The sequence below is a fragment of the Xanthomonas bromi genome, from assembly GCF_900092025.1.
In the GTDB taxonomy this organism is placed as follows: Bacteria; Pseudomonadota; Gammaproteobacteria; order Xanthomonadales; family Xanthomonadaceae; genus Xanthomonas; species Xanthomonas bromi.
On record NZ_FLTX01000005.1, the window covers coordinates 94,994 to 117,480 of the forward strand.

At 58.6% G+C, this 22,487-nt stretch carries 22 protein-coding genes, 1 other RNA gene and 1 pseudogene; 14 read left to right on the forward strand and 10 right to left on the reverse strand.

Annotated elements, in window-relative coordinates; genetic code table 11:
* The first annotated feature begins 202 nt into the window (after positions 1-202).
* On the forward strand, positions 203-607 hold the full coding sequence (locus XBLMG947_RS01930; protein ID WP_065466130.1) for a DUF6165 family protein: 405 nt from the start codon (positions 203-205) through the stop codon (positions 605-607).
* 204 nt (positions 608-811) lie between these two features.
* Here the strand turns inward: XBLMG947_RS01930 and XBLMG947_RS01935 are convergent, their stop codons facing one another.
* Complete coding sequence (locus XBLMG947_RS01935; RefSeq protein WP_065466131.1) at positions 812-1,861, reverse strand: glycosyltransferase family 9 protein; 1,050 nt, start codon at positions 1,859-1,861, stop codon at positions 812-814.
* 20 nt (positions 1,862-1,881) lie between these two features.
* Here XBLMG947_RS01935 and XBLMG947_RS01940 point away from each other — a divergent pair, with 20 nt between their 5' ends.
* The 7 genes and pseudogenes from XBLMG947_RS01940 to XBLMG947_RS01970 all read left to right on the forward strand — a co-directional run bounded on the left by XBLMG947_RS01940 (position 1,882) and on the right by XBLMG947_RS01970 (position 5,997).
* Complete coding sequence (locus XBLMG947_RS01940) at positions 1,882-2,631, forward strand: 3-deoxy-D-manno-octulosonic acid kinase (RefSeq protein ID WP_065466132.1); 750 nt, start codon at positions 1,882-1,884, stop codon at positions 2,629-2,631.
* On the forward strand, positions 2,631-3,380 hold the full coding sequence (locus tag XBLMG947_RS01945; RefSeq protein ID WP_065466133.1) for an MBL fold metallo-hydrolase: 750 nt from the start codon (positions 2,631-2,633) through the stop codon (positions 3,378-3,380). Before XBLMG947_RS01940 ends, XBLMG947_RS01945 begins: the two co-directional genes overlap by 1 nt.
* Entirely contained in the window at positions 3,380-4,411 is a 1,032-nt protein-coding gene (gene moaA / locus XBLMG947_RS01950) for a GTP 3',8-cyclase MoaA (protein ID WP_065466134.1), read from the forward strand. The genes XBLMG947_RS01945 and moaA overlap by 1 nt, the downstream gene beginning before the upstream one ends.
* Positions 4,408-4,739: pseudogene (locus XBLMG947_RS01955) on the forward strand (nuclear transport factor 2 family protein). The gene moaA and the pseudogene XBLMG947_RS01955 overlap by 4 nt, the downstream one beginning before the upstream one ends.
* A 72-nt stretch (positions 4,740-4,811) precedes the next feature.
* Entirely contained in the window at positions 4,812-5,309 is a 498-nt protein-coding gene (moaC, locus tag XBLMG947_RS01960; protein WP_065466135.1) for a cyclic pyranopterin monophosphate synthase MoaC, read from the forward strand.
* Positions 5,306-5,551, forward strand: a complete 246-nt coding sequence (gene moaD / locus XBLMG947_RS01965; protein WP_065466136.1) for a molybdopterin converting factor subunit 1 — start codon at positions 5,306-5,308, stop codon at positions 5,549-5,551. The genes moaC and moaD overlap by 4 nt, the downstream gene beginning before the upstream one ends.
* The gene (locus XBLMG947_RS01970; RefSeq protein ID WP_065466137.1) at positions 5,548-5,997 is read left to right on the forward strand and encodes a molybdenum cofactor biosynthesis protein MoaE; all 450 of its coding nucleotides are present in this window, start codon (positions 5,548-5,550) and stop codon (positions 5,995-5,997) included. The genes moaD and XBLMG947_RS01970 overlap by 4 nt, the downstream gene beginning before the upstream one ends.
* A 52-nt stretch (positions 5,998-6,049) precedes the next feature.
* Here XBLMG947_RS01970 and ffs read toward each other — a convergent pair.
* An RNA gene (ffs, locus tag XBLMG947_RS01975) (signal recognition particle sRNA small type) lies at positions 6,050-6,146 on the reverse strand.
* A gap of 626 nt (positions 6,147-6,772) precedes the next feature.
* Between ffs and XBLMG947_RS20980 the strand changes: the two genes are divergently transcribed.
* Both XBLMG947_RS20980 and XBLMG947_RS20985 read left to right on the forward strand, forming a co-directional pair.
* A complete protein-coding gene (locus XBLMG947_RS20980) occupies positions 6,773-7,426 on the forward strand; it encodes a DUF4062 domain-containing protein (RefSeq protein WP_209437459.1) in 654 nt (217 codons plus the stop codon).
* Entirely contained in the window at positions 7,423-8,808 is a 1,386-nt protein-coding gene (locus XBLMG947_RS20985) for an ATP-binding protein (RefSeq protein ID WP_083992791.1), read from the forward strand. The genes XBLMG947_RS20980 and XBLMG947_RS20985 overlap by 4 nt, the downstream gene beginning before the upstream one ends.
* Before the next feature lie 264 nt (positions 8,809-9,072).
* On the opposite strand, the gene XBLMG947_RS01985 is transcribed toward XBLMG947_RS20985, so the two are convergent.
* The 3 genes from XBLMG947_RS01985 to XBLMG947_RS01995 are packed head-to-tail and all read right to left on the reverse strand — an operon-like array spanning position 9,073 to position 10,562.
* Positions 9,073-9,453 carry a hypothetical protein gene (locus tag XBLMG947_RS01985; RefSeq protein ID WP_065466139.1) on the reverse strand — a complete coding sequence of 127 codons (381 nt, stop codon included), beginning with the start codon at positions 9,451-9,453 and terminating at the stop codon, positions 9,073-9,075.
* Positions 9,450-9,764, reverse strand: coding sequence for a hypothetical protein (locus tag XBLMG947_RS01990; RefSeq protein ID WP_065466140.1), 315 nt, complete (start codon positions 9,762-9,764; stop codon positions 9,450-9,452). Before XBLMG947_RS01990 ends, XBLMG947_RS01985 begins: the two co-directional genes overlap by 4 nt.
* Before the next feature lie 45 nt (positions 9,765-9,809).
* Positions 9,810-10,562 carry a hypothetical protein gene (locus XBLMG947_RS01995; protein WP_065466141.1) on the reverse strand — a complete coding sequence of 251 codons (753 nt, stop codon included), beginning with the start codon at positions 10,560-10,562 and terminating at the stop codon, positions 9,810-9,812.
* Positions 10,563-10,666: 104 nt separating this feature from the next.
* Here XBLMG947_RS01995 and XBLMG947_RS02000 point away from each other — a divergent pair, with 104 nt between their 5' ends.
* A complete protein-coding gene (locus XBLMG947_RS02000; protein WP_209437460.1) occupies positions 10,667-10,990 on the forward strand; it encodes a helix-turn-helix domain-containing protein in 324 nt (107 codons plus the stop codon).
* Positions 10,991-11,033: 43 nt separating this feature from the next.
* Positions 11,034-12,077 (forward strand): DUF3800 domain-containing protein, encoded by a 1,044-nt coding sequence (locus XBLMG947_RS02005; RefSeq protein WP_065466142.1) that lies wholly within the window; start codon positions 11,034-11,036, stop codon positions 12,075-12,077.
* A gap of 37 nt (positions 12,078-12,114) precedes the next feature.
* Here XBLMG947_RS02005 and XBLMG947_RS22375 read toward each other — a convergent pair whose 3' ends face one another.
* Positions 12,115-13,098, reverse strand: coding sequence for a hypothetical protein (locus XBLMG947_RS22375; protein WP_139074342.1), 984 nt, complete (start codon positions 13,096-13,098; stop codon positions 12,115-12,117).
* A gap of 4 nt (positions 13,099-13,102) precedes the next feature.
* A complete protein-coding gene (locus XBLMG947_RS02015; protein WP_065466144.1) occupies positions 13,103-14,503 on the reverse strand; it encodes a site-specific integrase in 1,401 nt (466 codons plus the stop codon).
* Positions 14,504-14,904: 401 nt separating this feature from the next.
* Here XBLMG947_RS02015 and XBLMG947_RS02020 point away from each other — a divergent pair, with 401 nt between their 5' ends.
* A complete protein-coding gene (locus XBLMG947_RS02020; RefSeq protein ID WP_065466145.1) occupies positions 14,905-17,139 on the forward strand; it encodes an AAA family ATPase in 2,235 nt (744 codons plus the stop codon).
* Positions 17,140-17,288: 149 nt separating this feature from the next.
* On the opposite strand, the gene XBLMG947_RS20990 is transcribed toward XBLMG947_RS02020, so the two are convergent.
* A complete protein-coding gene (locus XBLMG947_RS20990) occupies positions 17,289-18,344 on the reverse strand; it encodes a hypothetical protein (protein ID WP_104536839.1) in 1,056 nt (351 codons plus the stop codon).
* 758 nt (positions 18,345-19,102) lie between these two features.
* Between XBLMG947_RS20990 and XBLMG947_RS24000 the strand changes: the two genes are divergently transcribed.
* Positions 19,103-20,704, forward strand: a complete 1,602-nt coding sequence (locus XBLMG947_RS24000; protein WP_065466147.1) for a MobA/MobL family protein — start codon at positions 19,103-19,105, stop codon at positions 20,702-20,704.
* Between the two features lie 52 nt (positions 20,705-20,756).
* Here the strand turns inward: XBLMG947_RS24000 and XBLMG947_RS02040 are convergent, their stop codons facing one another.
* Both XBLMG947_RS02040 and XBLMG947_RS02045 read right to left on the reverse strand, forming a co-directional pair.
* Positions 20,757-21,098 (reverse strand): hypothetical protein, encoded by a 342-nt coding sequence (locus tag XBLMG947_RS02040; RefSeq protein WP_065466148.1) that lies wholly within the window; start codon positions 21,096-21,098, stop codon positions 20,757-20,759.
* A 589-nt stretch (positions 21,099-21,687) separates the two neighbouring features.
* Positions 21,688-22,428 (reverse strand): hypothetical protein, encoded by a 741-nt coding sequence (locus XBLMG947_RS02045; RefSeq protein ID WP_065466149.1) that lies wholly within the window; start codon positions 22,426-22,428, stop codon positions 21,688-21,690.
* Between the last annotated feature and the right edge of the window lie 59 nt (positions 22,429-22,487).

Here is a 22,487-nt window from a genome sequence, read left to right on the forward strand (position 1 = left end):
GGGGGTGAGAAGCCCCGGGTTCGACAGACAGCATCGCTGTCTGCACGGCGAAGCCGCCCGCAGGGCGAAGGCACGCAGTGCCGAGTGAATCCACTCTGTCGCCAGATTCGCATCAGCCCCCGCAAGGGGGCTTTTGTTTATGTGTGGCAGTCGCCCCTGCGGCGATGACTACAATCCGCTCGATTCCCGTTGGAGGCCTGTCATGTCCGAGATCCTGGTGCCCGTGTCCTTTGGTGAACTGCTCGACAAGATCGCGATCCTGCAGATCAAGTCCGAGCGCATGCGCGACCCCGCCAAGCTGGCCAATGTGCGCAATGAGCTATCTGCGCTGGAAACCAGCTGGATGGCGCATCCGGCCGCCGGGCACGACATCGTGCGCCTGCGTGCCGAACTCAAGGCCGTCAATGAGCGGCTGTGGGTGATCGAGGACGACATCCGCCTCAAGGAACAAGCGCAGACCTTCGACGACACCTTCGTGCAGCTGGCGCGCAGCGTGTATATCGAAAACGATGAGCGCGCGCGTCTCAAGAAAGAGATCAACCTGGCGCTGGGGTCTTCGTACGTGGAAGAAAAGTCCTATCAGGACTATCGCGCTACCGGCGCCTGAGCGCGCCGATTGGCCGATCGCGCTGGCCGCGTGGGAGGCGCGGTCGCTGAGTGAGGGTGGCTTGCGTTAGGCCGCTGGCGCGGTGCCTGCGGTTGTGATGTTTGAGTTGATCGGCGGCATCTGCCTGTCTCTGTGCGAGGAGCCGCCGGGCTAGCGCATTTTTCGGGTGATCTCCCGTGTGCCGATGGTCGCAGTTCTCAATCCCTAGCGCGCGTGATCGGCGCGATAACGCTCAAAGGCGGCGATCGCATCGTCCACGGTGATCAGCGACATCACCTCGTCGAATTCGATCTTCGTTCCCCAGCTCAGCTGGTCGGCCGGTTTGTGCAGGAACTTACGCGCGGCGGCGTCGTAGCGGTCCACGCAATAGCGCACGTCCGAATACGGGCCGCTACGCCGCGGGTTGCTGGCCGCATGCAGGCCCAGCACCTTGGTGCCCATCGCGTTGGCGATGTGCATCGGGCCCGAATCCGGCGTGACCGCCAGGTTCGCGCGGGCGAGCAGGGCAGGCAGCTGCTTGAGCGTGTCCTTACCGACCAGGTCCAGCACTGGCGTGCGTGCTGCCGCGACGATGGCATCGGCGGTGCTGCGCTCCAGGTCGCTGCGGCCGCCGCACAGCACCACACGCCAGCCTTGGGTCGCTGCATGATCGGCAAGCGCGGCATGCCGGTCTGTGTACCAGTTGCGCCGTACGTGGCTGGAGCAGGGCGAGATCATCAGCACCGGGCGACCATCGTCGTCCCATTGCGCGCGCGCCCAGGCGTGTGCCGTATCGGGGACCGGCAGGTCCCAGCGCACCTGGGTCTGGCGTAGGCCCAGTGGCTCGGCAAAGCTGCCGATGGCGTCGAGCACATGGATGCCGGGACGGTCGGCGATGCGCTCGTTGACGAACAGGCCATGCAGGTCCTTGGAGCGGCTGCGGTCGTAGCCGATGCGTCGTCGCGCCGGCACGAATGCGGAGAGCACATTCGCGCGAAAGGCCACCTGCATCTGCAGCAAGGCCTCGAAGCGCCCCAATGGGGCCAGCGATCGGCGCAGCGCCCGCATACCGGCCAGGCCGCTGCGTTTGTCGTAGGCATGGAAGTGCACGCCGGGCAGGCCGTCGAGCAATTTCAGCCCGGCCTTGTCGATGATCCAATGCAGTTCGCTTGCCGGAAACCCGGCCTGCAACGTGCGCACCAGCGGCACCACATGCGTGACATCGCCCAGGGCGGACAAGCGCAGCAAACACAGCGATGCGGGCGTTACAGCCATGGTGTTGTTAGACTCGATAGATGGTTTCTTTCGATGCCACCGAAGCGCTGGCGCCGTACCGCGAAGGAGGCGGCTATGGCGCCATTCTGTTCGACCGCGAGCGGCTGCGGCAAGCCGACGCCAGTCTGTTTTCGCCGCAATCGTGGGGCGACAGGGCACGGCCGGTGGACGCCGGCGGGCGTGGCGGTGCGTGGTTCGTGGATGCGCCGTTCGGCCACAGCGTGTTGCGGCAGTACCTGCGTGGCGGCATGGCCGCCCGTGTGAGCCGCGATCGCTATCTGTGGAAAGGGGCAGGGCGGACGCGCAGTTTTGCCGAGTTCCGGCTGATGCGCGAACTGATCAAACGCAAGTTGCCGGTGCCACGCCCGTTGGCCGCCTGCTATTTACGCGAAGGCATGTGCTATCGCGCTGCGCTGTTGATGGAACGACTGGAAAACGTGCGCTCCTTGGCCGATCACGCCCAGGTCGCCGGCCGCGGTGCGCCGTGGGAGGCGACCGGGCAATTGATCGCGCGCTTCCATCGCGCCGGCCTGGATCACGCCGATCTCAACGCGCACAACATCCTGTTCGATGCCGGCGGGCATGGCTGGCTGATCGATTTCGACCGCGGCGTGCTGCGCATTCCGGCCACGCGCTGGCGCGAGCGCAATCTCAAGCGCCTGCATCGCTCGCTGCTGAAGCTGCGCGGCAACCGCAGTCGCGAGGACGTCGACAAGGATTACGAGCGGCTGCATCGCGCCTACGAACTGGCCTGGGGCCGGGGCTACTGATGGAGTGGGCCTTGCGGGTGCAGGGAGTCGGCAATGCGTCGGCGGTGGCGCTCGGCTCGCCGATGGCCACGCTCGAGCGCGCCGGTGCGCCGTGGCTGACCATCGACTGCGGCAGCGAGGGGCTCACCGCCTATCAGGCCCATTACGGTCACTTGCCGCAGGCGATCTTCATCACCCATGTGCATCTGGATCATGTCGGTGGGCTGGAGCGGGTGTTCGTCGACAGCTATTTCTCCGAGCGCCGCGGGCGCACGCGCCTGTATGTGCCGGCGCCGGTTGTGCCGCTGCTGCAGCGGCGCATCGCCGATTACCCGAATGTGCTTGCCGAGGGCGGGGCGAACTTCTGGGATGCGTTTCAGCTGGTGCCGGTCGGCGATGCGTTCTGGCACGAGGGCGTACGGCTGGAAGTGTTCCCGGTACGCCACCACTGGCCCGAGACGGCCTACGGCTTGCGTTTGAAGGGCGCGCTGGTCTGGACCGGCGATACCCGCCCGATTCCGGAGATGCTGAAGCGTTATGCGGACGATAGCGAGCTCATCGCACATGACTGCGGCGTTCACGGCAACCCGTCGCATACTGGCGTGGACGATTTGGAGCGGGAATACCCGCAGGACCTGTTGAGCCGCATGCTGCTGTACCACTACGCCAGCGACGCCGACGGCGATGTGCTGCGTGCACGTGGCCACCGCGTTGCGGTGCCCGGTCAATATCTCGCGCTGGCGCACCCGACCGCCGCGATGGTGCCCTGATGGGCGCCTTGCTGCTGCCGGATCTTGCGATTGCACCGATGCAGGATCGCTATGGACGCCCGTTGCGCGATCTGCGTCTGTCGGTCATCGAAGCCTGTAATTTCCGCTGCGGTTACTGCATGCCAGCCGATCGCGTACCGGACGATTACGGCTTCGACGCGCAGCAGCGATTGGGCTTCGATCAGCTGGAAACCCTGGTGCGTGCGTTCGTCTCGCTCGGCGTCAACAAGGTGCGCCTGACCGGCGGCGAGCCGTTGCTGCGCCGCGACCTGCCGAGCCTGATTGCGCGGCTGACCGCGATCGAGGGTATCGAAGATCTGGCACTGACCACCAACGGCACCTTGCTTGCCCGCCAGGCCGTTGCGCTGCGGCAGGCCGGGCTGCGCCGCATCACCGTCAGCATGGATGCGCTGGAGCCGGCGTTGTTCAGGCGCATGAGCGGCGAGCGCGGCGACATTGCGCAGGTGCTGGCCGGCATTGCCGCCGCCGAACAGGCTGGTTTCCAACGGCTGAAAATCAATTGCGTCGTGCAGCGTGGCGTCAACGAAGATCAGGTGCTGCCGCTGGTGGAGCACTTCCGCGGCACCGGACACGTGCTGCGCTTCATCGAGTTCATGGATGTGGGCAGCTGCAATGGCTGGACGCCGGATGCGGTGGTGACGTCCGCGCAGCTGCACGCGCGCATCCACGCCCGCTGGCCACTTGTGGCGCTGGACGCCAATTACACCGGCGAAGTGGCGCGGCGCTACGCGTTTGCGGATGGCACCGGCGAAGTGGGCTTCGTCAGTTCGGTCAGCGTGCCGTTCTGCGGCGATTGCCAACGTGCGCGCGTCTCTGCCGACGGACATCTGTATACCTGCCTGTTCGCCAGCCAGGGTCACGATCTCAAGCCGGCATTGGCCGACGGCGCGCCTGCGTTGGCAACGCATCTGCGTCAGCGCTGGAGCGCACGTGGCGACCGCTACAGCGAAGTACGTGCCTCGGTGCCACGGCGCGGCAAGCCGGTCGAGATGTTCTTGATCGGCGGATGAGCGAGGACGCGCTGCTGGCGCAGCTGCGCACGCTGGAACTGCGTCTGCTCGATCCTCAGCTGCGTGCCGATGTGCAGGTGTTGGACGCGCTGCTCGATCCGCCGTTTGTCGAGTTCGGTACGTCGGGCCGTCGCTACATGCGCAGCGAAGTGATCGTGGCCTTGAGCGCGTCCGGTGTTGCTGCCGATGACCAGGCCGATGGCTTCGAATGCATGCGGCTGGCGCGGGATCTGGTGCAGTGCGTGATCGGTCGATGGATCGCCGTCAAGGTGTTGAGCGGCAGGCCTTGCGCAGCTCGCTGTGGCACAGGAACGCTGACGGAGGGTAGTTACAGTTCCACCGAGGCACCCCGTTCACCGAGAATGCCGCATCCTGATCGCCTGTCTTTGTGTCGTTTCCCATGCCTGCAAAATCCCGTTCCGCACGCTTGACCCACCTCGACGATGCCGGGCTTCCCACCATGGTGGATGTCTCGGGCAAGGCGGTCACCGCCCGTAGCGCCACCGCGGAAAGCCGCGTGCACTTTCCGGCTGCCGTGGCCGGGCAGCTGCGCGCCAATGGCTTGCGGAGCGCCAAGGGCGGCATTGTGGAGACGGCGGTGATCGCTGGCACCATGGCGGTCAAGCGCACGCACGAATTGATTCCGTTTTGTCATCCGCTACCGATCGATGCATGTCGTTTCGAGATCGACTGGGCAGGCGAGCAGGTGCTGGACATCCGTTGCACGGTGCGCTGCGTGCATCGCACCGGCGTGGAAATGGAAGCGCTCACGGGTGCTAGCGTGGCTGCGTTGACGGTCTATGACATGTGCAAGGCGTTGTCGCACAGCATGCGCATCGGCCCGACCAAGTTGGTGTCCAAGCGCGGCGGCAAGCGCGATATCGGAGCGGCGCAATGACGGTCACGGTCACGGTGCTGTACTTCGCCAGCTTGCGCGAGGCCGCGGGCATTGCCGACGAGCGCGTGCAGACCGGCGCGCAGGATTTGCGCAGCCTGTATGCAGAGCTCGATGCGCGGCACGGCCTGCGCTGGACGCCCGCGCAGTTGCGCGTGGCCGTGGATGGTGCATTCGCGCGCTGGGAGGATGCGCTGCGCGATGGCAGCGAAGTGGTGTTTATTCCGCCGGTGTCGGGAGGTTGAGCATGAGCGAGCAGGTTGCAGCGGTCTTTGCGCTTTCCGACGTGCCGCTACCGGTCGATCAGTTACGCGCCGGTGCGGAACATCCGCAGGCCGGTGCGTTCGCCAGTTTCGAAGGCTGGGTGCGTAATCACAACGAAGGTCGCGGCGTGGCTGGATTGCGCTACGAAGCCTACGCCGCGCTCGCGCACGCTGAAGGGCAGCGCGTTCTCGACGAAGCAATGCAACGATTCGCCATCGTGCACGCGCATTGTGTGCACCGCGTGGGCGAACTGCGCATCGGCGACATGGCGGTGTGGGTCGGCGTCAGTGCGGCGCATCGTGGCGCGGCCTTCGATGCATGCCGCTACATCATCGATGAGGTCAAGGCGCGCGTGCCGATCTGGAAGTACGAACATTACCTGGAAGGCGATGCGGGCTGGCTGCATCCGGAGCCGCAAGCGCAGTAATGCGCGCTTGCGAATCAGGCGCTGCGGCGGACTTCTGAGAATGAGGGTGGTGTCCCCGCCGGCTGACCTCGGCGCCCGCATCAATCGATACCGTTGCTGCCTTCCAGCCCTGGCGGGATTTTCGATCTAGCGTCGCGAGGGACCGACGGGGCCACCATAAGACGTGGACCATTGGCATGGCCCTGCGATTTGCGGCATTGGTGTCATTGCGCAAATCATGAAACTGGCGGAGAGAGGGGGAGGTACTGATCCCGCTCGAACGTCCTGGCTCTCCTACAGCCACGCAAACCAGGAAGGTGTCCTGCTTTGTGGTCCGCCATTGTAGCGGGTCTGGCACGCTCACCGCTAGCCTCAAAGTGGACAGATGCTTTCTCTCTTTTGCACGAGTCCCTATTCAAAATCTAGGTAACGTCGAGGGGCTAGGAGCCAAGGCACGGGACAGACCGTGCTGGAGAGTTCCTGCATCTATCGGGAGGGGCGGGCTTGCCGGACTTCTCGCTAGACCCTAACTGACGCTCTCGCTCCTCGCTTACAAGCTGAAGCAGTTTTGCTAGAGCATCTATCTTAAGCAGCATTTCAGAGGGAAACTGACTGATTGTAGCCAACCCTCTGCCTCCGCTGGAAATCTAAAGCTTGACATTTGTCTGCGTCCGTTTCCATCTGCTAGATAAGGTCAGGGCGAGGGCTGCATGAGGCCGGCTCCACCTCAGCAGTGGGCGGATGTGAACTATGAGATGATGACCCCGAGTGGGACAACGGAAGTCATGTATTAGCTATGTCAAAGTCCAGCAAAAAGGCAACGGGCACGCAGCCGCCAACTATCATGATCAGCTCGACTGTATATGGGTTTGAGGAGCTGCTGGATCGCATTTATGCGCTCCTGACCGAATTTGGCTACAACGTATGGTGCTCACACATAGGCACTCTTCCTGTTTATTCCAGTTTAAATGCTTTTGAGAGCTGTTTAAAGGCGGTGGAGGATTGTGATCTTTTCTTCGCTCTAATTACGCCAAAATATGGATCTGGAGTTGTAAAAGGTGAAATCTCTATTACTCACCAAGAGATCATTAAGGCGATTGAGCTAAATAAGCCTCGTTGGTTGCTGGCTCATGATCATGTGATATTTGCGCGCACAATTTTAGCCGGTCTTGGTCACAAAAACCCAAAAGAGCGCTCCGAGCTAAATTTTAAGGGATCCCAAGTTCTGGACGACCTACGAGTGATAGACATGTATGAAGCCGCTATTCGTAATGAGATTGAATTTGTGGATCGCAAGGGGAACTGGGTTCAAAAGTTTGTAAGTGATTCCGACGCGCTTCGATACGCAACCGCACAATTCTACAGATTTCAAGAAGTTGAGAGATTTCTCAAAGAGCAGCTTGGCGATTCAAGGCGTGTAATGGAGATTGTTAGTGGGGGGGTTACATGATCACCGCGACAGTCCAATCTCAAATCATGAAAGGGAAACAGAGTGGCGTAGATTTTATTGAAGACCCGATGGAGATTGATGAAATCTCTGCCACGGTATGCGGTTTTTTAAATGCGCGCGGTGGGGTTATTTTTGTTGGTGCAAACCAGGCTGGTGAAATTGTTGGAGTTGGAGAAGATCCTGAAAGCGTGCGTCGTCGATTGGAGTCGCAGCTAAAAGAAATGATTGCTCCAACAGCACTTTTTACACTTAGCGTTGATGTTCATCATGATCTTTCGATAATTTCGATCGAGGTTCCTCAAGGTCGAGATGTTCCTTACGTAGTCGAGGGGCGTGTGTTTCTTCGATACGGTAAAGCCACGGTCGTGGCCGATCCCGCAAGGCTTCGAAAGTTGGTTCAGGTGCGGTCTATTGAAGCTGAGCGCTGGGAACGCCGTCCTTCTATGGGCTTAGGTGAAGAGGACCTCGATAATTCTGAGATTGGATCCACAGTAGAGGATTCTGAAGAGACGAGCCGTTTTGCCTATGAGAAACCGAATGATATTTATTCAGTTTTGCAGCAGCTAGGCTTAACGATACGGGGTAGTCTAACTAACGCATGCGATGTTCTTTATTCTCGACGTCCGCCCGTCCGGCATCCTCAGTGCAGAGTGCGGGTTATACAATTTGAGTCTGATAAAATTGGCGTAAGGTATAGTAGCGACCAATGGCTTGAAGGGCCTTTGGTGAAAATATATATGGAAATGATGGATCTGGTTGGTGCGCAAGTCCGCGTTCAAGCTTTTTTTGCACGAGGCGAGCATGTCCGTAAGGATATTGCCAATTATTCCATTGAAGCTCTGCGTGAAGGGATAGTCAATGCACTAGCTCACCGAGACTACTCTTCGTTTTCTGGTGGGTTATCGGTGTCTATTTATCCCAGTCGAATTGAGGTTTGGAATTCGGGCCGCTTACCGCGAGGGATCAAGGTTGGTGACCTTGGAAAGCTTCATCCATCTATTCCTATAAATCCTGATATTGCTCACGTTCTATACTTGAGACGTCTGATGGAGCGCGTCGGGCGAGGAACGCAGAAGATCATAGCTGCTTGTGAAGAATTAGGCGCCAAGCCTCCCAAATGGCAGGATAGTCCTTCGGGCGTGACTCTCACTCTTTATTCGGCACTAGATGCCGAGGCTGCGGAGCTAAGTCCCCGGCAGGCCTTGGTCATGGAGAAATTGCGTCCAGGCGACACACTTCGCCTCGCGGACTACATCGCGGACTACGAGGTCTCCGAGCGACAAGCTCGACGCGATCTCAAGAGCTTGGAAGAAGCTGGCTTCCTCAAGCGATCAGGTCGTGCCCGTGCGACAATTTACCAGCGAACCGGTAGAACGATCTGAGTATCCGGCCAAATCCGGCCAAATCCGGCCACGTATTTGGCCGATTCGGTGTCAGTATGGCGCCCGTGTCATCCAAGTAAGTTTTTGATTTTGAAAGGTTACCCATCTTGACCTGTTGTGTTCTCTGTCGAGTATCCGGCCAAATCCGGCCAAATCCGGCCAGGTTTCGCAGCTGCATATAAGTGTTTAGGAGCGACAGCTTGCTTCCTCTTTCGATTGGGCCGGCTGGACTGACATCCTTAATTCCATCGTTGAGACGTCTTGTTAGCTAGTCAGCTGCAGCCACAACACCAGCATGACCATGGGGAGCCCGCTGAGCACCGAGCTGACCCAGAAAGCCCCCATGACAGTCAGCGGCGTCATGACCCACCACTGACCCCAAGAGAAGCCTTGGTCGCGCTGCCGAGCCGCGTAGGCCTCCTGCGGATACAACCGTTCCGCCTTTCGCAGTCCCCGCCAAGCCATCAACGGCCCGACGATGAAGCCGAACGGGCCCAGGAAGAGCAAGCTGAGCGAGAACCACCGGAAGAAGCGCGTGTGCGGCGTCAGGACTTTCTTGGGAGCGGCGCACAATGCGCCGTCCCCACCAAGCCCACCCACGGTGTCAGCGGACGTTCCTGCCATCGAATCGGGTCGGGTCTTCATTTGGCATAGGCCCTCCACGTGCCGTCGGCCTTCGCATAGCGAAGATTTTTACTGACCGGGATGGGCACCTGCCGGCCCTCGATGTTGAGCACGGCCTGGCCGCGCGTGTCGCAGCGGTAGCCGTCTACGCTTTCCGCTTCCACGCAGCCGGTGAGTTCGAAGTTTTGGACGTTGGTGACTTGGCCCGCACCGCTTTCTTTCAGCAGTCGGACAAAGGCTTCCTTGGCGTTGTCAGACGAAGGCTTGCCGCCGCAGGCGGTCAGGCCCAGGGCCATGGTCATCGCGACCAGGCCGATCGTTGCGTGTTTCATGTCTGTCCTTTGAGAGCGAGAGGGAGTGGGGAGGAGGAGGCGGAGTTACTTGTCGCGGTTCCCGTCGGGCTTGAAGCCAGCGATCCAGAGCCTGGTGTCCTTGAAGGGCGTCAGGAGGCCGGAGGGTCCCGGATGCAGGTCCGCGGTCTGGAGCAATCCCGAGACCCAGGCGACGCGCAGGGCGACATCGACGGCGCGGTCAGCCACGCCGGGCCGGCTCACATTGACCACGAACGGTTGGCTCGGCGGGTTGGGGCCCGTGGATCGCTGGGCGCCCGTATTGGGCTTGCTGGGTGCCACCCGGATGCCGCTAAGCGTATCCCGGCCTTTCCACAGCGCCGCAGTGTTGAGCTCGGCCGTCTCGCCCAGGTCGTCGGTCTCCACTACAGCGGCATCGAAGCAGGTGCGGAAGGTCTCGGTGGTCGAAGCTGCGGGGCTGGTCCAGATGCGCGCTTCCACAGTCCAGCAGGGCAGGGAGGCGCCCCATTCCTGAAACGTGAGCGCCACCCGGGGCCACTCAAGCTTCCCGAGCTGGGCCTGCTGGTGGTTGTCGCCCTTGAAGAGCCCGGGCAGCTTCCCGGCGCCGCCGAGAGGCACGTAGATCGAGCCAGTCCCTTGATTGCCAGGCTTGCCCCTGGCGTTCGGCTGGATGCCGACCATCTGCTTGCCCGAATCGGCGAGGCTCTTTCCAAGCTGGCGGAAGAAGCCGGGCTTTTGGGGCTGAGTGTCCTGGGCCTGGGCAACGCCGGCCACGGTCAATGCGAGCAGGGCGGCGCCTGCAATCCTTGCGGTCTTCATGAAATCCCCGTGTGTTGTTGGAGGGTGCTACATTTCATGAAGAGTCTGCCATGCAGTGGAGGAGCAAGTCATGCTGTCCGGCCAACTTTTCAACATCCGTTCACGTGCCGAAGGCTTCTCCCCGAGCTCTCTTTGCTGCCCGCCTGAAACAGGCTCGGGAACTGCAAGGCATCCCAAGCCAGCGAGCGTTGGGGGTGCTGATGGGGCTCGATAAGAAGTTGGCCAGTAGCCGGGTCAATCGATACGAGAACGAGACCAGTGGCATCGACTTGGATGGGCTGGGGAAGCTGGCCGACACGTTGGGTGTGCCAATGGCCTACTTGGTCGCCCAAGACAGCGATATGGCTGACGCAATACTGGCTTTGGGAGAAATGACGCCAGAAGACCGGAGAAAGGCCACAGCATGGCTAAAGAAGTTCAAGCGTTAGCTATTGTCAGAGCGGCCGTGCTTCGTCTGACCAGGGATCGTTTATGTTTATTTATGTCGATGAGTCAGGCAGTTTTGTTCCCTCGAGCAGTTCTGGGAGCTGGTCTGTAGTCGCTGCCTACGTGGTGCCTGAGATAAGCCGAAAGCAGGTCGAGGGTGCACTTAAGGCACTCAAACGGCGTCTTGGCTGCGGCTATCGTGACGAAGTCAAGCTGAAGGATGTGCCGGAATCGGAATTTAAAGTTTTCTTGGCTCAGCTTCGCGAGTTCGAATCGGTCCTCTTCGTTTCAGGAATTGATCTAGGGCACGAGGACACCGAGAGTATCGTTCGCCATCAGGCAGACCAAGTCCAGCGTGTCCGCGTAAATAGGCCCAAGATGCTCTATGAAGAGGGAAGGGCCTTGATAGATGATTTGTCCGGACGGCTTGAGCGGCTTTCCCCTCAGCTGTATGCGCAGTTAGTTGTACAGGTTGATCTAATTGATCAGGTCTTTCGAGCATCCACGCTTTACTATGCTCAAAGATTGCCGGCCACTTTGGGAAGTTTTAGGTGGCGAATAGATGAGAAGAACTCGGCGCGGCCCCTTTTTGAGCAGACGCTGTCTCACATGGCCTCGCCGCTCATTCAAGCTAAATCTTTGGAGGCTCCTGGCATCTTCGTTGAAGAGTTTGACTATTCTTACTTCGAAAAGAATTTCCGCTACGCCACCGCGGACGTGCCAAGCTACGTTCAAGAAGCTGCTGGGCGACCTATTGAGTCAGCGGTAAATCTGGGGGCCGTGTTCCGCGATTCGAAGTTCGTCCGATCACATGACTTTCCTGGTGTCCAAGTAGCTGACCTCTTGGCGTCAGCGTGGCGACGTGCATTGAGGGGAGGGTTTGATGCAAATGATGAGATGGCTTCGCTTCTTGGAAGCCTAACGGTTCAGCGCCAAAAGTCTGATCCGTCTATTCACCTCATCTCGTTGTCGCACGACCAAATCGAAACCGGGACAGCCTACCTTGCAGCATCAATCGCTCGACGTAGCGCAAGATCAATGCTCCTGCCTCGCTCAGCGCTTAGAAGACACACAAGACGCTATTTATGACATATCTAAGCTAGAAACGAATTTGAAGCCGGACATGTCAACGGTCACGCTCCTTTTCGGCAATATGCCGATGATATGAACATATCACCTCATCATATTCGTCCAGTCCAAGGGGCACTGAGCAAACCAAGCACTCTCTAGCCTGATGTTCGTAGCCACAAGCAAGGCACATCTGCTCTTCATAAACGTAAGCCTCTTCATCGCATTCGGGGCATGTTTCCAGCGGATCAGGCCCGCCATGCTTCACGGCCAGAAAGCTTGCTCCGGCAAAGTGATTGGGAAGTATCCGTCCAAGCCACTCCTGATTTGAGCTGCTATGACCGCAAGCTCTACAAGCCCACTGAGCTTCGAACGGATTCGTGTTTTGACGATCAAGCTGTCTGACAAGCTGCGAGCTACACTGGGGGCACCCCTCTTTCTTAACTGCTTCTAAGAGTGCCTCCGGTCCATCCATATTCTCATAGGATGATCGGCACTCTGCTCGAAGATGATCTTCAATTTCCTTCTCTTCGACCAGTGAAGCCCACGCGTCCTCATCTATTTCTTCCTGTGGATCGACACCTAAATGCGTCGGCATGAATTGAGAGAGGAACAGCAATCCATCAGCGAAAGCACCTCGAATCTGACCAACATCATCAATGTGGTGATGCTCTACCTTGTTGCGAATGGCGGTGATTTGCCGCAAGAGCTGGGCATCCACATCAATCTTGCAGGATTTAAACCGCTCAAGGATATCGTTGACGTCCACTGTCGTATTTCCTGCTTTCCCAAAGACAACATGTCCGTCATCGTTAAGTAGTGGCTTCAGTTGCTTCCAAATCAATATCTCATCGTCGGGTGATAATCGACGAAGCTTTTCTTTGCAAAGCAGCAGGATGCCTGCGGTTAGGTTGCGCACTGCGGAAGAGAGGCGCGCAGGTGAGCCATCGTTAAAGTCCTCAACGCCAACTTGGATAGCGTTGAGGGCATTGCGGTAGATTGGATCTTCAGCCATGTCGCCATCCTTCAAAGATTCTTCCATCTCATCAAGGATAGAACTTGCTGGCGTCGGACAACAATACGTGGAATTGCCCCCGCTGGTAGCGCGGCAGCTCGACGTTGGGCTGATACAGCTCCAAGGCGCTGATTTGCTTGCTTCGCGTCACCTGCGGTTTCTTGTGCAGGTAGTGCTGGCGCAAGACCTGGACCCGGTCGCGGGGATCGGTGCTGTGGCCCGTGACCAGGGCAATCTCCTTCTCTGGAACATCGTTGACATCAAGCTCGGTAGCCAGGGTGTGGCGGAAGGCGTGGAAGCCGATTCCTTTCGCGAAGCCCAGGCTCTTCAGGTAGCGCCCGAAGTCCACCACGAACTGCTGGCTGTAACGCGCATTGGTCTCCCCGGTGGTGCGGTTCACCCCAGCAGAGAGCAGCGGGAACAGCCGGGGGTGGCCCGTCTCCTTCATGTCCTCCACGAACTCGAGGAAGCCTGCCTCCAATAGCGGCTTAGCGATGGGGATGATGCGCATGCAGCCCGCGCCCTTCATGCTTTGCCTGCTGCGCCGTCGTCGCTTTGGGTCTGCGGCCAAGTCTTGGTCCAACGTCTTCTGGAAAGCAATGCACCAAACCCCGCGTTCCTCGATGATGTCGGCCAGCTTCAGCTGGCAGACTTCATTGACCCTGGCTCCGGTATATAGGCCGATCATCGGTGCCCACCAATACTGCGGTTTTTTTGCCCAGGGGATGAATGTCGCGGGGTCAAAAATGGCTTGCAGGTCTGCGTCCTCGAAGAGGCGGATGGCCTTGTCGGGATCGATGGTGTGATCTTCTTTGGGTTTCCGGAAGGCTTTCATCGGTGACACGTCGATGGCTTGTCCGTTGACCAAGTGGTTGAAGAAGGCGACCAAAAACCGGCGGTGTCGCTCCTCGGTGGCAGGCGCCAGCGGCGGCACATCCTGCTCCTTCCCCATGGCGATGGCTTCGTCGAAGGTGAGATCCTTGAGCAGCGGATCCGACACCAGGTTCCTCGGAGCCCAACGCAGCAGCGTCCAGAGCGCTTGGATGTGGTGGTAGTCCACACGAGCTGCGGAGATATTGCCGCAGGTCAGCAGGAGCAGCTTCAACGTGCGCTCGGTGGACTGGACGGTCTTCGGGTCAAGCTGGCGGCGACGCATGTCCTCCAGATGATCCTCGATCTCCTTGGCCAGAGGGCGCGACGGGGTGCCCATAGGGAGCTGGGCCGGATAGCGTGTGCTGTTCTTAAGGCCGCTCTTTCGTCCCGTTTCGTCGAGCGCGGCGAGAATACATTCTTGGAGATTGATGGCCGCTTCCCGTCCCCGGATGATGGCGCGGTCGATGTGGAACCGCCCAACGTGGATGCCTTCCAAATGCAGGAGGCCGAAGGGCGATGCGATGTAATCGTTGAGTGCTGCGGAGGGTAGAGCGGTCATGGGTCACTTCCATCGGAGATGGAAGTAGGGATATGACAGGACGAAAATCCGTCAATGGGGTCGATGCAAAAACTTGCAGTGTTGGCTGAGTCCTTAGGCGTTGAGGAATCGCCGCTGGGATGCTTCCCAGACTCGCCAATCTGTTATCTGGTGAGAAGCCTTATGGGCCAAAGGTTCGCAGCGAATTGAGGCCGATTTATCGCAGTCAATTGTGTACTGTTTGCAGGATTTTAGCTAACAAGACGCTTTAATCCCTCTTTCTGCTACCTGAATTAAAGTTAAACGAGGTGGGTTTATTGTTGGCATGTTTTCAATCCTGCCTTAGCTAGTAGCTCTTCGCAGGCTAGCTGCTCGGTGACAGTCAACGTCATACTCTCCGCAACAGCTTCGGGGGGAGTGCAATGATTAGCGAGATATCGATCCTTAACCACAAGAGCTTTCACCCAACTCAGCCGACACGCATCTCTTTAGAGACTGAGGGCCGAAAGCCTGTGTTCTTCTATGGCCAGAACGGGGCCGGAAAGACGGCAATCGGTGAAGTGATACGCGGACTGGCTGTCGGTGACCCGAAATTCGCCGGCTGCCAGGTCACCACGGTAGGGGAAGGTCGGTTTAGGTTTCATATCTACAACCACGAGTTCGTCCAGTCTGTGATTGGCGAAGCGGATGGCATGCCAGGGATTTTTACTATTGGCGAGACGGATGGAGCAACCCAAAAGGAAATAGAGCGGCAAGAGCAGATAAGCAGGGATGCGGACGAAGCGATTGAAGCTGCTCGCGTCGGTATCGAGGCCATTGATGGTCGCCTTGATAAGGCGCTGATTGCTGCACAAGACGAAACGTGGAAGGCCTATAAGGCCTATGATGCTGGCGAGTTTGCGGGCTACTTGAAAGGGTATGGGCGCGGAAAACCCAAGTTCTTTGAAGATCTGCGGAAGCTGCAGGTCTCGCCCGACGAGGAGTTGGACGACATAGGTGAGCTGATCAAGCGGCTGACTGACGTTTCCGGTGACGAGCAATCAAAGCCGAACCACTCACTCTCCACAAGTGGTTTCTCGTTGATAGAGGCCGATGATGTTTGGCAGGAGGCGGTGGAGGTCTCCAATGACAGCAGCCTCTCTGCGCTCATTGAAACGCTGAAGAATGGAGACTGGGTTGATAAGGGTCGGTCCTTTGTTCAGGGCGATCAATGTCCTTTCTGCCAACGAGGCCTGCCTCATGGGTTCATGGATGAGCTTGTGAGACTGTTTGAAGGCACGAGACAGGAAAAAATTGACTCCATTACCTCCCACGTGACCCGCTACGCTACTGACGTATCCAGCCTAGAGCGCCAAATGGAGTCCGCCTTGGCGGAGCCGTTGGCTGATGAGACTGATCTGAAGGTAGCCTCCGAAGCTGTGTTAGCCAAGCTCAAAGCGAATCTAGCCACAATGCGGTTGAAGCAAGAGCACCCTGGAGAATCTTTCGAGGTAGCCAGGGTTGACATGGGTCTGATGACAGCAGCGCTGGATGCTCTAAATACGCGTATAGGGGACTTCAATCGACGGATCGCGAACAAGGGAGAGGAGCGCAAGGCAGTTGGTGAAGCCTTCTGGAAAATCCTGTATCGCGATCGAGCGCATGCATACACCTCCTACGATGCAGTGGTGGCGCCGCTCAATGAGCAACGGGGCGAGTGGGTCATCAAGCAGAAGGCCGCCTCCAGCTCAAAAAGCGATGCCGCTGCTGCGTTGGTAGAGCTCAAAAAGAACCAGGAGGGAGTTGACGCGTCCGTTGCCGCCATCAATACAAGACTCAAAGGACTCGGCATTGATACCTTCACCATTGACCGGAAGGCTGGAGAGGGCAGCCTCTACTGTCTGAAGCGTCCTGGCCTTGGTGAAAGCACGACTCAGTCTCTCAGCGAGGGTGAGAAGACGCTCATTTCCTTCTTCTATTTTATGGAGCTTCTAAAGGGTTCGGCGGAGCAGGGGCAGTCCATCGACTTGGCGCGGACCATCGTGGTCATCGACGACCCAATATCGAGCCTTTCGCACAACTATGTCTACGACATCGCGTCAGTCATCGCGCAGGAGTTGATCAAGCCGCCTGGTGGGCAGAAGGTCCGTCAAGTTCTTGCTTTAACTCACAACCTCTTTTTCCTGCACGAGCTCGTTCTTCAGCTTGGATACCGTGAATGGGCCACTGTGCCCAAAAAGTGCCAGCTGCTGCGCGTCGTAAAGAACGAGCGCAGCCAAGTCATGCCAATGAGCGGCCAAGAGTTCGCAAACGACTATGACGCACTTTGGCAAACCATCCGTGACGTTCGAGACGGACTGGTCCCTGTCCAAGTCATGCCTAATACAATGCGCTGCGTCGTGGAGACGTTCTTTGCCTTCACGGGCCGTAGGAAAAAGATGAGCGCAGTGCTGGATGAAATGTCCAAGGCGGATGCGACCTTCAAGCCTCTGGAGCGATATCTGCATCGAGGTAGCCACCGAGATGATGTCAACATTGCGCATGTGGACTGGGGGCAGTTCGATCTGAACTACTACTTCGCTAAGCTGGAGATGCTGTTCGACAGGGCAGGGCACCAAGACCATTTCAAGATGAAGATGGGTTTGGTAGAAGTTGAAGAGACTGACGGCGACGATTGATGTGGATTCCCATCACCAGAAGAGGCCGATATGGTGTGATTCGCATACTGATGGACGGCGCTGATTCGTTGGGGAAACCTCGATTACCCCAGGTTCGACCTTCTGTCCAAGCCGGATTGCATCTGTCCTCAAAGTTGGCGCTCAGTCATTCAGTCAAAACCAAGCTGCTTCCTGAGGTTGATAATGGCCATGTCCGCTTCCCCATTTGGCATGGTCGCTGCTGTGAAAGGGACATTGATGTAGTAGCCTCGACCTTCACCTTGAGGGATCAGTTCAACGCCGGCAGCTAAGTAGGCTTCCTTAAGAAGTGCGCTGAGCGGGGCAAAGATGGCGACACCTTTGCCCAACTCTCGTTCATCCCATATAGTTCGGAGCGCTGCAAATAGCTTTGGAATGAATGTCGTGAGATGTGTCTTCGCATAGAGCGGACAGAGCTCTTCGAGTGGAGTGGAATCTTCGATTGCGTCGAGGTGCCCCATCATATATCCAGCCATCTTAAACGGCATGGAGATCGGCTCGCCCGCTTCTACAAGCAACTTTCCAATGTCTCCGTGCGTCCGATACTCTTTGATTTTTTGCTTGGCGCGTTGTAATGAATGGCCGGCAGATTTATCAAACTCCTGGGAATAACGCTGCTTAAGAGCCTCTCGGTCGCCTATCATCCCTGTCATCCTGCATGCGGCATATTCTTCCCAAGCAACGATTGCGGTCTGAAGTAGCATGTTTTCTGCCCAGTCTCCTTCTGAACTTTTCAGCATCAGGCCAGGCATGGCTTCGTCTCGCCACTTGAGTTCAGCAACATGCCCGAACTCATGGGAGATGATATGCAAGGCGTCGAGGTGATGCTCGTGGCTTGAATCAACGAGCGGGGCAATGATGTTTCCGTTGTAGACTACATGCGACATCACGATGCCGTCCCGCAAGACATTCATTGCCTTCGCAACTGCTATTACGTCGCCGTTGTTCGTGTATTGGGTGGCTACTGTGGATTCGTAGCCGAGGTCGACGGACTCAAGCGCGGCGCCAAAGTCATATCCGACGGTCACTCCGTCGAGACGCTCCAGATCGAGGAAGCGTCCGCAATCAATGATTGCTTCTTTCATGTCTTTTATAAAGACTTGGATGAACTCCTGATCGTTCGGGAAATTCAGCAGCGACAGCTTTACGTTTTCCGGCACCGTGGATGGAGGAATCTCGTCGTGCATTGGGTCTGTCCTTCGGTCGTCGGAGTTTCTGGAGGATAATACACTTGGCCCAGATGAAGCGGATGGGTCGCCTGGGTTTATCGGGTTGCATTGGAATCCAGCCAAGTGAGCGTAGAGAGAGTTGAAGTGACTTACTGAATAGCTTCGAACGCATGAGGTGCTTCTGTCTAGTTCGTTCTCCGTTGTTGCCGTTCCTCAGCCTTCAGGTATAGCTCTCCTCGCTCAACGGCTCGCTGGAGAAGCTAAAGGTCGCTGCGAGCATCGATGTGGTTCAAAAGGGCTCCCAAGAGCTCGGTGTCTTCAAAGTCCTCGGCCCCAGCCAGAGCGACCAGGCTAGAGATATGTTGTCGCCGCTTGACTTGCTCTCGCTTGGAGGCTTATCTCGCTTTGCTCACTCGCTTTTGACCTGCAAGAAGCTCCCTCGCTTGCAGCTGGGCCAGTCGCTTGGTCGCACGGGTGATTCGGTCGTGGTAATGGTCCGTTACAGTCATGTCGATCCCCTTTGGTCTAGCAACCAGTGAATCAGGCAATTCGGACTCGTCAATAGATCGGCACGCGATTTCTCCGAACCTCATTCGTAGACGATAGTTTCTTGAATTCCAATCATTGAAAGAAAGAGCAAGAGCGCACCTAGGTGTCACTGCGTGACACGTGCGCAAGGGTCTTCGCCCCTTGAACCCCAAGCGCCGAGGGCGCTTGCGAAAATCCAAAGCCGAGGCATAAACCAAGCAACCCCATTGCTTCGGAGTCGCCGCCTCATGGCCATCTACCACGCCAACGTCAAGACGTTTAGTCGCGCCAAAGGACATTCGTCCATCGCTGCGGCCGCCTATCGTGCCGGCCTGCTGCTGGAGGACGCGCTAACCGGCTTGCGCCACGACTACCGCCGCCGGGACGGCGTCGTCGAAACGCGCTGCATCGCCCCCGAGGACGCGCCCGATTGGGCCCTGGTCCCCGCTGAGCTCTGGCCGGCTGCGGAGGCTGCTGAGCGCCGCAAAGATTCGACGGTCGCGCGTGAGTTCGAGTTTGCCTTGCCGCACGAACTCGATGACCTTCAGCGCTCCGATCTGGCCGTGGAAGTCACCCGTGCTCTGGTGGGTCGCTACGGGTTCGCGGCGCAGGCGAGCATCCACAGCCCAGGCAGCAAGGACGGCTTGAACTGGCATGTCCACGTCCTGGCAACGACTCGGCGCATGGGTCCGGACGGTCTCACGGACAAAACCAGGGAACTGGACGGCGGGCCCTCGGGACGTGTCGAAGTGCAATGGGTGCGCGAACTCATTGCATCCACCATCAATGCCCACCTTGAGAAGGCCGCGCTTGAGCTTCGCGTGGACCATCGCAGCCTAGCCGCTCAGGCCGACGACGCTTTGGCGCGCGGCGACCTGGCCGCGGCTGCCGTGCTCTCCCGGGAGCCCACCAAGCACGTCGGCAAAAACGGCACGGCGTTGGCCCGGCGGGGCCAGCCGTCGGAGCGTTCGGACGAGAACCGTCGAATCGAGGAAACCAACGAGGAGACCTTCCAAAAGCTCATCGCCGTGTTTGAGCAGGAAGGGCGCGCCATGCCGGTGCCCGACGGCCACAGCCAGGCCCAGGCCGAGCGCGAGGCTCGCCGACCTTCTGATGGGCTGTCCTTGTCGCTCGGGCCTGGGGCAGGGCACATTGAGGTGTCCCGCAGCATGGCGACCATTGCCCGCGGGCTGGGACTGATGGAGGCGGAGGAGGCCAAGCCGTCGCGCGAGCCACGTTCGGTCTCCGAGCTCGCGGAGGAAGCCAGCGACGAATGGGGAGTGGCTGTTCAAGCGGATCCCCGCTTGGCTCAAACGCTCCAAGCAACCCAGCGCCTGTTGCAGTGGATCAGGGAACACGTGGCTGCCTTCGCCGAAGAGGCCCGGCTGCGCCCGGACCTCAACGAGTTGCTCCGTCGACTGCGGCGCTTCAAGGCAGCGATCATGAAGTTCGCCCGGCGGCTCTTGGCGGTGCGCCGAGCGGAGAAGCTGCACCACATGGCCGAGAACGCGTGGCACGACTTCCTGGCGAACAATCCCGAGCCGGGGACCTCATGGACGCAAGGAGACTGGAAGCAGCGGCGCGGGCGTCGGTTGAGCACCCTCGAAGCCCGAGCCGCAGAGCTGGCCGATGCAAGGGCCCGGGTGACCCCGGAGGAACAAGCCCTCTGCGAGAAAGAGGCGTCGGCCAGCGCGGCGCACCTGGAGGCCTGGAGCTGGGACATGCTCCAGCGCTACCCCCTCCAACTCGACGTGGCGAACCAGCCCGATGGACCGCGTCCAGGTCCTGCCATCTCGGTCCCTCCTGCCCCTGCACCTGTCTATGTTCCCAAGCCGCCGCGCTTCCACTGAAACCAAAAAGCCCCGCGATGCGGGGCTCAATGTTTGCGGGCGCTTGGCCGGCTCAGTGGAGGGTCGGGCGCTTTTTTTTGCGCACTGGATCCAGCTGGGCGTCTTTGGGCTTCCGGCCCGCTCGCCATTCCTCCACCGACGGAAACTCTCGAACGATGACGGCTTCGCGGGTGCGCACAGCCGGAGAGGGCATTGGAGGGGCCTTGTCCAACGATTGAGCGGCGTTGCCTCCACCTGGCGGCTTCTTCTGGCTGTAGACGATCAGCTCGCCAGCAGAGGCCCAGGCATTGCAGACGTTGCGTTGTCGCACGAGCGGCTCGTCAGACAGCGTTTGGCTCATCAGCCCGGCGAGCAGCTGGCCGGCAATTTCGAGTTGTTGGGAATGGGTGGTCATGAAAACTCCTGCGTGTGGGGAAGTCCTCATCCAACCAAGAATCGCCATTTGCGCAAGAGCTCGCTTCGAGCCTTGCTTCACAAAATTGAATACGGGCAAAAATGCGATAGCTGCTATGTCATTTGACGACTAGAGGTGTTGCGAATTCGACCTGGCTTCTCGTCTTTAGCGCAGGGGGGCAGGCACGCAACTTAGGCAGAGCAAGGGAAGCAGTTCAGCCGGGTCGGTGAGCTCCGGTTTGTTCGCGATACCAACCAGCCGCCGGCCTCCTCCCGTTGCGTGGTCAGCAGGGTCATGGCTTCGACCAAGAATCTTGGATGCCGTTTGGGCAGTGGAATGGGGCTTTTGTTTTGCTCGGCGCGTCTCCAAGCTCGGGCTTCCTCGTAAGCCGAATTCGGCTCCGTAAGTTACCCCTCAAAAGAACCCAGAGGTGCCTTTCAAGGGCGCCCCTTCTTCATCCCTGGTGGCACGCTATCGAACACATGGATTGGTTCCCTTGTTGGTGGCCGGACAATCTGGGTCTGCTGCGTAGCCGGTCGCTGCTGAGGTGCTGGCTTCGGCGGCGGCGGTTGGCTGGGAGGCTTATTGCTCATAGATCATCAAGTCCAAAATCGTGATCCTTCTGCGGAAATTTCTCATTGATGACCATCGGGTCTCGGACTGGTGGGCGTTTGATGTCCTTGGCTGTCGTAGATGGCAACGATGCAGGGCTATTGGCGGGCTTCTCAGGTTTGCTGGGGGTAATCACTTTCTTAGCGTCCTTTAGCGATTTTGGTGCGACGTCATCCGCCGGCTTTGTTGGGGAAAGGCTGAAAAATACTCCAGCGAGCATGAGGGAGCCAACGCTGGCGATAAGGAATCTGTGCCCAAGCGCGATCCACTCGGCCTTCTTCTTATTTTGGATTGAGTTATTCGACGCGGATTTCGCGTAGGTCTGGTCAAGATGGTAGTAGAACTCGCGCCGCGCCTCCTGTTCGGCTCTTGATTTTGTGATGCCAAGCCCCCGCCACTTCTCCCTATACTCATGCTCGAAATGCTCACGGTCGCCCAGCCATTCAAGCATGTCCGGGGCATGGGAGTATTTGTAACGGACTAGGGACTTGGCAAGGCAGAACAGATTGCAGAGCAGCAGCACTGCCGTTACAGCCAGGGCAATAGAAAGGCCGAGCTTGGACGCTGGATGTTCGATGTCTACCGACCTTGCCATCGTAAGGGCACCGCCAGCCACAACAGTTAGGATGCCTACGGGAAGCGAAAGGCTATTATTCAGGGCGTCTCGACGCTGCAGCTCCCAGAGGTGGTGATCTTTGAACGTCGTGTCCCGGTCCATTGGTTTAGTCCTGCGAACCCGAAGCCAGCTCGAGCTCGGATAGTCTCTAAGTTGGCCTG

Bases quoted from the DNA above. Each gene is read 5' to 3' on its own strand.
- moaD (WP_065466136.1), top strand. From the start codon at position 5,306: ATGACGGTCACGGTCACGGTGCTGTACTTCGCCAGCTTGCGCGAGGCC.
- XBLMG947_RS20990 (WP_104536839.1), bottom strand. From the start codon at position 18,344: ATGCACGACGAGATTCCTCCATCCACGGTGCCGGAAAACGTAAAGCTG.
- XBLMG947_RS02040 (WP_065466148.1), bottom strand. From the start codon at position 21,098: ATGACCACCCATTCCCAACAACTCGAAATTGCCGGCCAGCTGCTCGCC.
- XBLMG947_RS01945 (WP_065466133.1), top strand. From the start codon at position 2,631: ATGGAGTGGGCCTTGCGGGTGCAGGGAGTCGGCAATGCGTCGGCGGTG.
- XBLMG947_RS01985 (WP_065466139.1), bottom strand. From the start codon at position 9,453: ATGAAGACCCGACCCGATTCGATGGCAGGAACGTCCGCTGACACCGTG.
- XBLMG947_RS01930 (WP_065466130.1), top strand. From the start codon at position 203: ATGTCCGAGATCCTGGTGCCCGTGTCCTTTGGTGAACTGCTCGACAAG.
- moaA (WP_065466134.1), top strand. From the start codon at position 3,380: ATGGGCGCCTTGCTGCTGCCGGATCTTGCGATTGCACCGATGCAGGAT.
- XBLMG947_RS01935 (WP_065466131.1), bottom strand. From the start codon at position 1,861: ATGGCTGTAACGCCCGCATCGCTGTGTTTGCTGCGCTTGTCCGCCCTG.
- XBLMG947_RS20980 (WP_209437459.1), top strand. From the start codon at position 6,773: ATGTCAAAGTCCAGCAAAAAGGCAACGGGCACGCAGCCGCCAACTATC.
- XBLMG947_RS24000 (WP_065466147.1), top strand. From the start codon at position 19,103: ATGGCCATCTACCACGCCAACGTCAAGACGTTTAGTCGCGCCAAAGGA.
- XBLMG947_RS02045 (WP_065466149.1), bottom strand. From the start codon at position 22,428: ATGGACCGGGACACGACGTTCAAAGATCACCACCTCTGGGAGCTGCAG.
- moaC (WP_065466135.1), top strand. From the start codon at position 4,812: ATGCCTGCAAAATCCCGTTCCGCACGCTTGACCCACCTCGACGATGCC.
- XBLMG947_RS20985 (WP_083992791.1), top strand. From the start codon at position 7,423: ATGATCACCGCGACAGTCCAATCTCAAATCATGAAAGGGAAACAGAGT.
- XBLMG947_RS02015 (WP_065466144.1), bottom strand. From the start codon at position 14,503: ATGACCGCTCTACCCTCCGCAGCACTCAACGATTACATCGCATCGCCC.
- XBLMG947_RS02005 (WP_065466142.1), top strand. From the start codon at position 11,034: ATGTTTATTTATGTCGATGAGTCAGGCAGTTTTGTTCCCTCGAGCAGT.
- XBLMG947_RS01990 (WP_065466140.1), bottom strand. From the start codon at position 9,764: ATGAAACACGCAACGATCGGCCTGGTCGCGATGACCATGGCCCTGGGC.
- XBLMG947_RS01995 (WP_065466141.1), bottom strand. From the start codon at position 10,562: ATGAAGACCGCAAGGATTGCAGGCGCCGCCCTGCTCGCATTGACCGTG.
- XBLMG947_RS01940 (WP_065466132.1), top strand. From the start codon at position 1,882: ATGGTTTCTTTCGATGCCACCGAAGCGCTGGCGCCGTACCGCGAAGGA.
- XBLMG947_RS02020 (WP_065466145.1), top strand. From the start codon at position 14,905: ATGATTAGCGAGATATCGATCCTTAACCACAAGAGCTTTCACCCAACT.
- XBLMG947_RS22375 (WP_139074342.1), bottom strand. From the start codon at position 13,098: ATGGAAGAATCTTTGAAGGATGGCGACATGGCTGAAGATCCAATCTAC.